The 11,404-nt window shown below is 65.6% G+C and carries 14 protein-coding genes and 1 tRNA gene; 10 read left to right on the forward strand and 5 right to left on the reverse strand.

Annotated elements, in window-relative coordinates; genetic code table 11:
* Nucleotides 1-49: 49 nt before the first annotated feature.
* Nucleotides 50-970, reverse strand: a complete 921-nt coding sequence (locus H3Z74_RS20190; protein WP_187761313.1) for a ThuA domain-containing protein — start codon at nt 968-970, stop codon at nt 50-52.
* Between the two features lie 135 nt (nt 971-1,105).
* Nucleotides 1,106-1,192 (reverse strand) — tRNA-Leu (locus tag H3Z74_RS20195).
* A 136-nt stretch (nt 1,193-1,328) separates the two neighbouring features.
* Here H3Z74_RS20195 and H3Z74_RS20200 point away from each other — a divergent pair.
* Nucleotides 1,329-2,714 (forward strand): MATE family efflux transporter, encoded by a 1,386-nt coding sequence (locus H3Z74_RS20200; RefSeq protein ID WP_187761314.1) that lies wholly within the window; start codon nt 1,329-1,331, stop codon nt 2,712-2,714.
* On the opposite strand, the gene H3Z74_RS24500 is transcribed toward H3Z74_RS20200, so the two are convergent.
* Nucleotides 2,665-3,150, reverse strand: coding sequence for an FxLYD domain-containing protein (locus H3Z74_RS24500; RefSeq protein WP_229726705.1), 486 nt, complete (start codon nt 3,148-3,150; stop codon nt 2,665-2,667). The genes H3Z74_RS20200 and H3Z74_RS24500 overlap by 50 nt on opposite strands.
* The gene (locus H3Z74_RS24505) at nt 3,128-3,436 is read right to left on the reverse strand and encodes an MJ0042-type zinc finger domain-containing protein (protein ID WP_229726706.1); all 309 of its coding nucleotides are present in this window, start codon (nt 3,434-3,436) and stop codon (nt 3,128-3,130) included. Before H3Z74_RS24505 ends, H3Z74_RS24500 begins: the two co-directional genes overlap by 23 nt.
* 174 nt (nt 3,437-3,610) lie before the next feature.
* Here H3Z74_RS24505 and ftsE point away from each other — a divergent pair, with 174 nt between their 5' ends.
* The 9 genes from ftsE (at nt 3,611) to H3Z74_RS20250 (ending at nt 10,151) form a co-directional block, all read left to right on the forward strand.
* Entirely contained in the window at nt 3,611-4,318 is a 708-nt protein-coding gene (gene ftsE / locus H3Z74_RS20210) for a cell division ATP-binding protein FtsE (RefSeq protein ID WP_187761315.1), read from the forward strand.
* A complete protein-coding gene (locus H3Z74_RS20215) occupies nt 4,315-5,208 on the forward strand; it encodes a cell division protein FtsX (RefSeq protein WP_187761316.1) in 894 nt (297 codons plus the stop codon). The genes ftsE and H3Z74_RS20215 overlap by 4 nt, the downstream gene beginning before the upstream one ends.
* Nucleotides 5,205-5,747, forward strand: a complete 543-nt coding sequence (locus H3Z74_RS20220) for a YdcF family protein (protein ID WP_187761317.1) — start codon at nt 5,205-5,207, stop codon at nt 5,745-5,747. The genes H3Z74_RS20215 and H3Z74_RS20220 overlap by 4 nt, the downstream gene beginning before the upstream one ends.
* Entirely contained in the window at nt 5,744-6,442 is a 699-nt protein-coding gene (locus H3Z74_RS20225) for a lysophospholipid acyltransferase family protein (RefSeq protein WP_187761318.1), read from the forward strand. The genes H3Z74_RS20220 and H3Z74_RS20225 overlap by 4 nt, the downstream gene beginning before the upstream one ends.
* Nucleotides 6,443-6,556: 114 nt before the next feature.
* Entirely contained in the window at nt 6,557-7,165 is a 609-nt protein-coding gene (locus tag H3Z74_RS20230; RefSeq protein ID WP_187761319.1) for an outer membrane protein, read from the forward strand.
* Between the two features lie 81 nt (nt 7,166-7,246).
* Nucleotides 7,247-7,921: a response regulator transcription factor gene (locus H3Z74_RS20235; protein WP_187761320.1), complete on the forward strand. Its 675-nt coding sequence runs from the start codon at nt 7,247-7,249 to the stop codon at nt 7,919-7,921.
* On the forward strand, nt 7,918-9,252 hold the full coding sequence (locus H3Z74_RS20240) for a sensor histidine kinase (RefSeq protein WP_187761321.1): 1,335 nt from the start codon (nt 7,918-7,920) through the stop codon (nt 9,250-9,252). Before H3Z74_RS20235 ends, H3Z74_RS20240 begins: the two co-directional genes overlap by 4 nt.
* A 49-nt stretch (nt 9,253-9,301) precedes the next feature.
* Complete coding sequence (locus tag H3Z74_RS20245; RefSeq protein ID WP_187761322.1) at nt 9,302-9,682, forward strand: hypothetical protein; 381 nt, start codon at nt 9,302-9,304, stop codon at nt 9,680-9,682.
* Nucleotides 9,683-9,782: 100 nt separating this feature from the next.
* Nucleotides 9,783-10,151 carry a hypothetical protein gene (locus tag H3Z74_RS20250; protein WP_187761323.1) on the forward strand — a complete coding sequence of 123 codons (369 nt, stop codon included), beginning with the start codon at nt 9,783-9,785 and terminating at the stop codon, nt 10,149-10,151.
* A 412-nt stretch (nt 10,152-10,563) separates the two neighbouring features.
* Here the strand turns inward: H3Z74_RS20250 and H3Z74_RS20255 are convergent, their stop codons facing one another.
* Nucleotides 10,564-11,394, reverse strand: coding sequence for an alpha/beta fold hydrolase (locus tag H3Z74_RS20255; protein ID WP_187761324.1), 831 nt, complete (start codon nt 11,392-11,394; stop codon nt 10,564-10,566).
* Nucleotides 11,395-11,404: the final 10 nt, after the last annotated feature.

Consider the following 11,404-nt stretch of genomic DNA (forward strand, 5'->3'; position numbering starts at 1 on the left):
GAGTTGCATAACGCTACTGTACGCCCCGCGTTCAATGGCCGCAATCTCTCTAGCGGGCCGGGATTGGATGGGGTCGTGGCTGGGCCTTGCCCATGCCCAATGCCCATTTGATTCCCTCGAGATACAAGGTGCGTATGCGCGGATCGTCCCAGCTCGCATCGGTGTGCCCGAGATCCGAATAGAAGACGCGACCCTTGCCATAGGATTTGATCCAGGCGAGCGGAAAGTCCCGGTCGGTGCGGTGGACGTTCGGGTTGGTCATATCGAGGCTGGCCGGGTCGAGCCGCGCCAGCACATCGACCTTCGCGCGCGAATAGGGCGTTGCGCGCATCTGATAATGTTCGTCGCGCACCGTCATGCCGGTACGGAATGCCTTCATCGCCGGGAAGTCCGGGCGCTCGACAATGATCTTCGCATTGGTCACGCCCCAGGGATGATTGTCGAAATAGCCGCCGATCATCTCGCCATAGTCGGGCCAGCCATAGGCCGTCGCGGTCGCAGTATGCACACCGATGAAACCCTTGCCGTCCTTTGCGATGAAATCGAGCAGGTCGCGCTTCTGGTCGCTGGTGAGGTTGGTTTCGCCATTGGTGTAGAACAGGACGGCGTCATAATAATCGAGACTATGGCCGCGCGACGCCTTGCGGCCGCCTTTGGCATAATCGCCCTTGCCCCATACCTCGCTTTTGGTGATCAGATCGGTGTCGGTGCGGATGAAGGTCACATAGGCGCCAGATGCGCGGCCAATCTGCTCGATCGTCGACACCGCGTGGGACAGCGCGCCATGGGCGGTCTGGTTGCCGGTCGAGATGTCGGCAATGACGAGCAATCGCTTGCGGTTGGCATAGACATCGTTACCACCCGGCGATGCTGGCGGCGTTGCTCGACCAAGCGGCGTTTGCGCAAGTGCGGCGACGCCCAGCACCCCGGCAAGGAGCATCGTCAGGCCAATACGGACGCGATTGATCATGACGCGAATCCTTGAGCGAGCAAGGATCGGGAAATATCGCCCCGGCGCGCCGAAAGCGACCACCGCCGATATCGGGGGCGGGGAGAGATTCGGCCTATTCCGAAACTTCCCCTGCCAGCAGGACTATATGGTGAGTGGTGCGGCCGAGAAGACTCGAACTTCCACGGGCTTTCGCCCACAACGACCTCAACGTTGCGCGTCTACCAGTTCCGCCACGGCCGCACGTGAAACACCACCGGACAGGCCGGCAGCTGGTAGGGGAGCGCCCCTAGCAAGGGCTTCGACAGATAGCAACCGGGGAACGCATCATGAGCGCGCGCCCTTCCCCCGGCACTCAGCAGGCTATAGCAGAGCCGCCATGTCGAGGTCCGCGCCTTTCACCATTTCGGCCGAGACGCGGCGAATCCTCGCGCTCGCCTGGCCGGTCGCGCTGACCAGCCTGAACTGGACGATCCTGCATCTGACCGATGTGGTGGTGGTCGGCCTGGTCAGCACCGACGAAGTCGCTGCACTCGGCGCAAGCCGCTCACTGACGTTCGTGACGATCGTCACCGGACTGGCCTGGCTGTCCGGCATCCTGGTGTTCGTGTCCCGCGCCGACGGGGCGGGCGATCTGAAGCGCACCGGTGGCGTGCTCCGCGAAGGGCTGGTGCTTGCCCTGCTGCTCGGATCGGTCAGCGCGCTGCTGCTCAGCCTGTTCGCTGCGCCGATGCTCGCCGGCATGGGCGTCGCCGAAGCGCTGGTCGGCCCCGCCGCGCGCGTCGTGCAGGCCATGGCGCTGTCCTATCCGTTCCAGATGGCGATCGTCGCGGCGAGCTTCTTCCTCGAAGGGGTCAGCCGTCCGCGCCGGGTGATGACGATCAACCTGATCATGCTCCCGTTCAATGCCCTGCTCGCCTGGGCGATGTCGGGCGGGCATCTTGGTTTTCCGGTGATGGGCGCGGTGGGCGCCGCGACCGCAACCGCGATCGCATCCGCCTTTGGCGCGGTCGGGATGATCGGCGCGGTCTGGACATTGCCGCGCGCCGCCGCACGGGGCGTGCATGATTTTTCGCAGGCAGCGTGGCGCGGCGTGCCGGCGGGCGCAGCTCGGCTGGCGCTGTTCGGGGCGGTGCCGGCCATCGCATCGGGGCTCGAACTGGCCGGCTTTTCGATCCTGATCGCGCTGTCGACGCAGCTCGGCGACATCACTGCACATGCGTTCCAGATCGTCTTTTCGATCCACAACGTCACTTTCGGTGTCGCGCTCGGGCTGGGATCGGCAGCCGGGGTACGGGCCGGCAATGCGGTGGGCGAGGGCGATGCGGGCCAGGCGATCCCGCGCACCTTGATCGCCGCTGCGGTCGCGGCGGTGGCGACCGGACTGCTGGCGGTGATCCTGGTCGTGGCGCGGGCACCGCTGGTGGCGGCGTTTCCAGCAGCGGGCGAAGTTCATGTGATTGCGCTGGCGATGCTTCCGGTCTGGGCGCCGTTCATCCTGTTCGATGGCGTGCAGGTGGTGTTCGTCTATGCGCTGCGCTCACTCGGCGATCAGGTTGTCGCCGGCGCCAACAGCATCATCGCCTTCTTCCTGGTGACGGGCGGTGCCGGCTGGTGGTTGCTCCATCACGGTGTCGGACCGATGGGGCTGGTCTATGCCTCGGGGCTGGGGATGGTCGCGGCGACGCTGTTGCACGGCGCGCGCTTCTGGATGATCAGCGCGGCGCTTCGTCGGCGAAGCTCAGCGCCAGCTTTTTCGAATTGACCGGCACGTCGAGCTTGGCGCTGTTGAATTCGACCGTGCCGCGCGGTGGCAGCGTCGTCGCCTCGGGCCGGATCGTCCAGCTATAGACCAGCCGCCCCTGCGCATCGCGCAGCTCGGCGCGGATATCGGGGACCGATTGCCGAGTATCGGTCGGATTGACCACCTTGCCGCTGACCGCGAACAACTGGCTGCCGCTGAGCAGGTCCCGGCGGTCGAGCTTGTTGGCGACCAGGGTGAGCGGCGTTTCCGCCGGCGTCAGGGCAAAGCCGAGCCGGGAGGCAATGCCAGGCGCATCGGAATAGAGCAGGATCCCGACACCGACCAGCATGGCGATTCCGGCGGCGATCGCCATCATCGTCCATTGTCGCGCCGGGTTGCGCCGCGGGCGAAACGGCGCGTGGTGCGCAAAGGCGTCATAATCGCCGTCGTCGGACACATAAGCGGGCTCGACCCGCGATGGCGATGGTGGAGAGAGGGGTGGGGGTGGGGGGTGCGGATGGGGGTAGGGGCGAAACCGGAGCCGTAACGGGCGGTGCAGCGACCGGCGGAACGGCAGGACGCGGGGTGGCGGGCCCTTCGGCGCGTTCCACCAGATCGAGGACGACCCCGGGCTGGAACCAGCTATGCTTGCAGCTTGCACAGCGCACGGTGCGCCCGTCCGCTCCGATCGCCGAGTCGGGGACGAGGTATCGGGTACGGCACTCGGTGCATTCGAGGATCATGATTGGACGCTTTACGGCCGCCGGATGGCCCCGGCTGGTGACCCAAAACTAAACACCCGATGGCCGCGCGTGGCAAGTCCCGCGCCCAATTGCCCCCATGTGCTTGATGCCGCGGGTGCGAACGTGCGATGGCAGGGTGGGGCTGATCAAAGAGCGAGTGGGCGTGCGCCGGTAATGGCCAATATCGTGCAGTTCGAGAATGTGGGGCTGCGCTACGGCACGGGCCAGGAGACGCTGTCCGACGTCAGTTTCACGCTGGCGAGCGGATCATTCTATTTTCTGACCGGCGCATCGGGTGCGGGCAAAACCTCGCTGCTCAAGCTGCTCTACCTTGCACAACGTCCGACCCGCGGCATGATCCGGCTGTTCGGCGAAGATGCGGTAACCCTCCCGCGCAAGCGGCTGCCGGGCTTTCGCCGCCGCATCGGCGTGGTGTTCCAGGACTTCCGGCTGCTCTCGCATCTGTCGGCCTATGACAATATCGCCCTCCCGTTGCGCGTTTCGGGCGTGCCGGAAAGCGATGTCGAGGCGCCGGTCCGCGAGATGCTTGCCTGGGTCGGCCTGTCGGACCGGATCGCGGCCAAACCACGCACCTTGTCGGGCGGCGAGCAGCAGCGCGTCGCCATCGCCCGCGCGGTGATCGGCCGGCCCGAGATCCTCGTCGCCGACGAACCGACCGGTAACGTCGATCCCGACATGGCCGAACGGCTGCTCCATCTGTTCGATTCGCTCAACCGGCTCGGCACCACCGTGGTGGTGGCGACGCATGACTTCCATCTGCTCGGACGAATTCCCGGCGCGCATATGATGCGGCTCGATGGCGGGCGGCTGCTCGACCCTACCGGCTCGCTGCGCTTCCCGCCCCCGGGCGACGAGACATGAGCGTCAATCTCATTCCCTCCGCAGCCGATCGCCGCCTGCTCGACGAAAGCCGCAGCACGCGCGCGATGAGCTGGATCATGGCAATCATGCTGTTCCTGACCGTGCTCGCCGGCGCATTGGGGCTGGGCACGCGGGCAGCCGCCAATCTGCTCGACCGCCAGCTGGCCGGGCGACTGACGGTGCAGATCGTCGAGCCCGTCGAACGCATGCGCGATGCCCAGGCGGCGGCGGCGATCGCAGTACTGCGCGGCCTGCCCGACATATCCAGGGCGACGCTCGTCGATCGCGCCGAACTGGCGTCGTTACTGCGTCCCTGGCTGGGTGCGGACGGCGCCGATCCCGATCTGCCGATCCCGGCGATGATCGATGTCGATCTTGGCGCCGGCAGCGATGCCGCGGTCGCGCGCGTCACCGCCGCAGTGCAGGCGGTAGCCCCGGCCGCCCGCGTTGACCGCCATGAGACCTGGATGTCACCGGTCAGCAACTTCATGACCATGGTGACCGGCCTGGCCATGGCGCTGGTCCTGCTGATGGCGGCGGCGACGGCGACCGTGGTGATCCTCGCCGCGCGGGCGGGGCTGGAGACGCACCGCGACACGATCCAGGTGCTGCACATGCTGGGATCGACCGATGTCCAGGTCGCACGGCTGTTCCAGCGCCGCATCGCGCTCGACACGTTGCTGGGCGGCATCCTCGGCACGATGCTGGCGTGCGGCCTGATCGGCCTGATCGGGCTGCAGCTCGGCACGCTCGGCTCCGACCTGCTTGGCGGTCTGACGCTCGGCGCACGCGACTGGCTGTTGCTCGCGCTTCTGCCCGTTGCCTTCGCCCTGCTCGCCACCTTCGCCGCGCGCATCGCGGTGCTCGGCGTGCTGAGGAAGATCCTGTGATCTGGCGCACCCTGCTCGTCGCCATCATCCTGTGGCTGCTCGGCTTCGCGCTGTTCATGCTCGCGCTGCCCGCACCGCTTGACGATGTCCATACCGACGCGATCGTCGTGCCGACCGGTGGCGCGGGGCGGATCGACCGCGGGCTCGCGCTGATGAAGCAGAATGCGGCCAAGCGCATGCTGGTCACCGGCGTCGCGCCCGAGGTGCGGCCGGTCGAGCTCGCCGCGCAGTATAAGGCCTCGTCCAGACTGTTCGCCTGTTGCGTCGATTTGGGTCATGAAGCGGTCGACACCAGGTCCAATGCCGAGGAAACCGCGCGCTGGGTGCGCGAGCATCATTACAAGTCGGTCCGGCTGGTGACGTCGGACTGGCATGTCGCGCGCGCGCAGATGGAACTGGTCAATGCACTGGACGATGATGTGACAGTGGTCGGCGATGGCGTGCCGAGCAGCAGCAGCCCGCGTTACGCACTGCTCGTCGCCGAATATAACAAGCTGCTGCTCCGCCGCCTCGCGCTGTGGGTAGGGATCGGTCGATGAACGCGCTGCGCACCCTGCTCTTCCAGCTGGTCTTCTACACCGTATCGATACCGATCGTCCTGGCGACGCCGGTCACGGCGCTGTTCGGGCGCAAGGCGATCATCGTCAACACGCACCTATGGACCAAATTCCACCATTGGGCGTCGCGCACCATCCTGGGCATCGACCAGAAGATCGAGGGCACACAGTTCGGCGAAGGCCCGGTGATCTACGCCGCCAAGCACCAGGCGATGTACGAGACGCTCGAGCTCGGTCGGATGCTCAGGACGCCGGCGATCGTGATGAAGCAGGAGCTGGCGAGCATTCCGGTCTGGGGCTGGGCAGCGCGGCGCTATGGCGTCATCGTCGTTGACCGCGAGGCATCGGCCGGCGCGCTTCGGCGAATGCTGCGGGAGGCGAAGGTCGCGCTGGCAGAAGGGCGATCGATCCTGATCTTCCCCGAAGGCACGCGCGTGCCACCGGGCGAGCAACCGCCACTGCGCGCGGGCTTTGCCGGCCTGTACCAGATGCTGAAAATCCCGGTGGTGCCGATCGCTATCGATTCCGGCAAGGTCTGGCCGAGACACGGCCCGAAGCTGCCCGGGACGGTGACCTTCCGGTTCGGCGAGGTCATCCCGCCTGGCCTGCCCCGCGCCGAAGCCGAGGCGCTGGTCCACGCGGCGATCAACTCGCTGGACGTACGCCAGCCCGATTAGGAGTCGCGCTGCGCGGTCACCCGGGGCGGTGATTGCCGCAATGCTCAGGCAACGCTCGTCATCGATTCTGGATCGGCCGCCCGTCCGGCGGTTTCAGTATCAAGGACGTGTACAATGAAGAGCTGTTACCTGATTGCCGGTGCCCTTGCGCTCGTGCCGACCGCATCGCTCGCTCAATCGGCCGAAGACGCCACATTCGGCGGTGTGAAGATCGGCGCCTCGCTGGATTATCGTTGGCATGACGGAGAGTATTCGCTGCCGCGCATCGCAACCAGGATCGACGAGGACCGCGGCGGCATCGGCTATCGCGCACATATTGGCTACGATGCGCAGATCGGCAGCGCATTCGTGATCGGCGGAGAGGCCGGGTTCGGGCGCGGCGGAAAAACCCTGCGCACGGAAAGCCTCGCAGGTGATTATTCGATCAAACCGCGCTGGAACTGGGATGCCTCCGGCCGCGTCGGCGTCCTGCCCACGCGCTCGATACTCGTCTATGGCCGGGCCGGTTACAGCTGGCTGCGAGTGCGCGAAAAAACCGACTTTCGCGACATTGCCTTGAAGGACAAGGAAAGCAGCTCGACCGAAGGCGGGATTCTCTACGGTGGTGGTATCGAAACCGCGATATCCTCCGGCTATTTCGTGCGCGCGGAATATAATCGCGTGAACTATGGCGACGGCTTCAAATCGTCGAAAATCCTGTTGGGCGTGTCGGTAGGCTTTTAAGCGGCCATAACGTCATTGACCGGGCGGCGCGCATGCGTCGCCCGGTCAATGCCGCGCACGGAGGGAAACCGGGAGACGATCGTGCGAATCCTGCTGATCGAAGACGAGATGGAGATGGCAGCGGCACTGCGCACCGTGCTGGAGCGGGAAGGCTATGTGGTGAACCATGTCGCCAGCCTGGCCGATGCGCGCGAGGCGCTGCTGTCAGGCTGCGGCGACCTTGTCCTGCTCGACCGCACGCTGCCCGATGGTGACGGACTTTCGCTGTTGGCCGAGCTGCGGCAAGGCAATCCGGGCATGCCGGTCATCGTCATCACGGCGCGCGGCGATGTCATCGATCGTGTCTCGGGTCTGGATCATGGCGCCGACGACTATCTCGCCAAACCGTTCGCGATGGAGGAAATGCTCGCCCGCATCCGCGCCGTGCGACGGCGGCCGACAACCCGGCCGAGCCAGCAAGTGCAGCTCGGCCAGCTCGTCTATGATCTGGTCAACAGCGAGGCGATCGTTGCCGGCAAGCGGCTCGACCTGCCGCGGCGCGAGTTGCTCGTGCTCGCCGCCCTCATGCGTCGTCGTGGCCGCACCGTGCAACGCGGGGCTCTGGAGGACGCGGTCTACGGCTTTGACGACGAAATCCAGTCCAACACGCTCGATTCACACATATCGCGACTGCGCAGGCGGCTGGCGGAGGCAGGTGCCGAGGTCGAGATTCATGCCATTCGCGGCGTCGGTTATCTGCTGTGCCAGCCAGCGTGAAGGCAGGGGCAACGTCGCTCAAGCGGCGCCTGATCGCCAGGCTGCTCTTCTTCCATACCGGCATCCTCCTCCTGTTCGGGGTGATCTTCGTCGGCTATCTGGTACGAGCGGACGAGGGTGGCGTACTGGTCAGCCCCGAATTCGCAAAAGTCGCGGCACATGCGATCTCGCGCGCGCCGGACGGGCGGCTCCGTTTGTGGGAAACCGATGAACTCGCCGCGCTGCGACGGAGCGTGCCCGATTTCTGGTTCGTCGCGCGCAACGATCGCGGTGAGGTGGTGACGACCGGCGAGATACCCGAAATGTACCGGTCGATGGCACAGCATCTGGACCAGATGACCTTTGCGGATATCCGCGACACGACCGCGCCCTTTTCCAATCTGGCGATCATCCGGCGCGCATCGGGCCCCGCCGGGGAGTTTACCGTGCTCGGCAAAGGGGATCTGTTCAGCATGACATTCGTCGTGCTGTTCCTGTCGAACTTGCTGATGATTCCGATTCTCGGCCTGCTGGCGATCGTGACCCTGATCGCCACGCCGCTGATCGTGCGACGCGCCTTTGCCGGCCTGTCGACCATTGCCGACGAGGCCGAACGAATCGACATCGATCGCCGTGGCCATCGCCTGTCGGCCGCCGATATCCCCCTGGAGGTGGCGCCGCTGGTCGGTGCGGTGAACGGCGCGCTGCAGCGGCTCGACGAGGGATATGACCGCCATCAGCGCTTTATCGTCGACGCAGCGCACGAATTGAGGACCCCAATCGCGATCCTCCAGGCGAAGATCGAGGCATCGGACGACCGGATGATCGCGCAACGATTCGGACGCGACGTGGCGCGCCTCGCCACGCTCGCCGAACAATTGCTCGATCTTCAGCGAATCGGCCGGATCGCCCCGCCGGACGACACCGTGAATCTCGGCGCGATCGCCCGCCGAGTGGCCGCCGACCTGGCCCCTATCGTCATTGCCCATGGTCGTGACGTCGAAGTCGTCGACCTCGGTGCCAGCCTGGTGCGAGGAGATCCGCCTGCGATCGAGCGCGTCCTGACGAACCTGATCCAGAATGCGATCGATCATGGCGGCCGTCGGGTCATCATCCGGGTCGACGGCCCTGTGGTCGAGGTCGAGGATGACGGCCCGGGCATTCCGACGGAGGAGCGCGATACGGTGTTCGAGCCTTTCCACCGCCTTCGCGCCAGGCAAACCGGCGCCGGCCTGGGCCTGAATCTGGTTCGGCAAGTCATGGATCGGCATGGCGGGTGGGTGGAGGCGATCGATGCGCCCGGCGGCGGCACGATCATGCGGCTGGAATTCGTCGCCGTGCCGCAACCCTGACACAATCTTCTCACCGCACGCGGGCTCTCCAACGACAATGGAGCCAGTGATGAGATCGCGTCTTTCCCTGAATCTGCCCGTTCTGGCCGTAGCGACGCTGTCCCTGGCCGCTTGCTCGGCGGATATCATGCGGGGATATATGGGCCGCTCGCCCGAAGCGGTGATGGCGAAGTACGGACCGCCGGTCGACGTCCGCGACCTGCCCGATGGGCGGCGTGCCTATCAATGGCTGGAGGTCGAGACGACCACCCAGCAAGGGGAAGCCATCACCCGTGCCGAGGGCGGGCGGCATGGCGGCCGGCCAAAGATACGCACCGAGTACGCGCCCAGCACCACCCACGAGCAGCGCTGCTTCTATACCTTCTATGCCCGCCGCACACCGGACGGCTGGCGCTTCGACGATTTCGCGAAGCCCGCCCTGGGCTGCTGACGAAGCGAGCCGGCCTTCCTGCTCGCGCCATGCTGCGGCAATGTCCGGCGCGCTTTCTTGCATCGCGGCCCCGGGAGATCGGCCTGCAAGGAGTAAGACGATGGGGCCGAATCCGGGAAAATGGGTGTTGGCGACGAGCGCTGGCGCGTGGCTGATCGGTGCGATGGCGGTCATCAGCCCCGGCCATGCACAGGACCGGCCGAGCGGGGGGCGGGAAGAGCGTCTCGCGCGACCGCTTTGCGGCGATCCGGATGGCAGTCATCGCCTGCGCTGCGACAGCGACCAGGAGCGCCGGATCTCCAGCGTGGAACGGTACGATAAATGGCGTCGCCGCGAGCGCGAACGTGAGCGCAGGCGGCGGAACGATACGAATGCCAGCGACATGGTGGCCGGCGCGGTCGGCATTGTCGTCGTCGGCGGAATCATCGCGGCTATCGTCCGCAACAAGAAGAGGGCGCGTGAGCAATAGCGCTACTGCACCGATCAGTATGGCAATTGTGACGAGCGCATCGGCAAAAGCGCCAATGCATTGCGCCTGACGCCGTACACGAGGATGGCCGTTCGATCCCGATCCGCACGCTCCCTGTTCCTGCACTAAACTCCCTGTTTCTCCCTGTTATTCGGGAAAACAATTTTTTCGGTCTGGCGGACGCATTTTGACCGGAATTTTACACTGTTTCCCAGTAACTTACTTCCAATCTCCCTGTTTTCGATAACAGCGAGATAACAGGGAGCGGCCGCTCCCTGTTATTGCCGGGAACAGGGAGTGCAACGGTAGCTGTCCGTCATGTCAAAGAGCGATGCCGAACCCGGCCCGGGCACATTGCCTCGCCTGATGCCGGCATTGAATCGGCCCGCCGTTTCCAGGGTCCGTCTGGACCCTAGCCCTGAACGAACGCCGCGATCTTCGTTGCGACTTGGCGCGGTTCCTCATGCTGGATCCAGTGGGTCGCTTCGTTGAATCGCGTGATGCGTGCATCGTCGCACATCGCCGCAGCGGCATCGGCGAGATGGGCGCCGAGATAGCCGTCCTTCATGCCCCACAGGATCAGCGTCGGAACCCGGATGCGCCCGAGCGGCGCACGCGGCAGCCGGAGCGCACGGTAGTAGTTGAGCATCGCGGTGAGCCCGCCGGGACGCGACCAGCTCTCCACATAGGCGTCGAGATCGCCGGCATCGAACGCCAGGGGGCGGGAGGTGCGGGTGAGCGCACGGCGCAGAGCGCGGAACCGGAACGCCCCGAGCAATGCCTCCGGAAGGCGCGGAATCTGAAAAAAGCCGACATAGAGGCTGCGCAATATCTGAGCAGGATGCGCGCGCATCTCGGCTTTCACGGTATCGGCGTGCGGCGCGTTCAGGATAATCAGCCGGCTCAGTCGCTCCGGATGCCGGGCGGCGACCGCCCAAGCGACGATCCCGCCCCAGTCATGACCGACGAGCGCGAAAGTCGGCGCGCCAAGCGCATCCGCCAGGCCAACTATATCGGCCGCCAGCGTGTCGAGCGCATAGGCGTCGCGCCCCGCCGGCACGTCGCTCTTCCCGTAACCGCGCAGATCGGGTGCCACGACCCGCAGCCCCTTGTCGGCAAGCGGCTGCATGACCTTGCGCCAGGCGCGCGAGGTTTCGGGAAAGCCGTGCAACAGGATGACGAGCGGGCCATCCGTCGGCCCCGCTTCCTCGATATGCAGGTTGAGCGCGCCGATCGATATCATCTGCTTTCCC

Source organism: Sphingomonas alpina (genome assembly GCF_014490665.1).
Lineage (GTDB): Bacteria > Pseudomonadota > Alphaproteobacteria > Sphingomonadales > Sphingomonadaceae > Sphingomonas > Sphingomonas alpina.

Excerpts from the sequence above, each read along its gene's own strand:
- H3Z74_RS20190 (WP_187761313.1), bottom strand. The coding sequence starts at position 970 with ATGATCAATCGCGTCCGTATTGGCCTGACGATGCTCCTTGCCGGGGTG.
- H3Z74_RS20200 (WP_187761314.1), top strand. The coding sequence starts at position 1,329 with ATGTCGAGGTCCGCGCCTTTCACCATTTCGGCCGAGACGCGGCGAATC.
- H3Z74_RS24505 (WP_229726706.1), bottom strand. The coding sequence starts at position 3,436 with ATGATCCTCGAATGCACCGAGTGCCGTACCCGATACCTCGTCCCCGAC.
- ftsE (WP_187761315.1), top strand. The coding sequence starts at position 3,611 with ATGGCCAATATCGTGCAGTTCGAGAATGTGGGGCTGCGCTACGGCACG.
- H3Z74_RS20215 (WP_187761316.1), top strand. The coding sequence starts at position 4,315 with ATGAGCGTCAATCTCATTCCCTCCGCAGCCGATCGCCGCCTGCTCGAC.
- H3Z74_RS20225 (WP_187761318.1), top strand. The coding sequence starts at position 5,744 with ATGAACGCGCTGCGCACCCTGCTCTTCCAGCTGGTCTTCTACACCGTA.
- H3Z74_RS20230 (WP_187761319.1), top strand. The coding sequence starts at position 6,557 with ATGAAGAGCTGTTACCTGATTGCCGGTGCCCTTGCGCTCGTGCCGACC.
- H3Z74_RS20245 (WP_187761322.1), top strand. The coding sequence starts at position 9,302 with ATGAGATCGCGTCTTTCCCTGAATCTGCCCGTTCTGGCCGTAGCGACG.
- H3Z74_RS20250 (WP_187761323.1), top strand. The coding sequence starts at position 9,783 with ATGGGGCCGAATCCGGGAAAATGGGTGTTGGCGACGAGCGCTGGCGCG.
- H3Z74_RS20255 (WP_187761324.1), bottom strand. The coding sequence starts at position 11,394 with ATGATATCGATCGGCGCGCTCAACCTGCATATCGAGGAAGCGGGGCCG.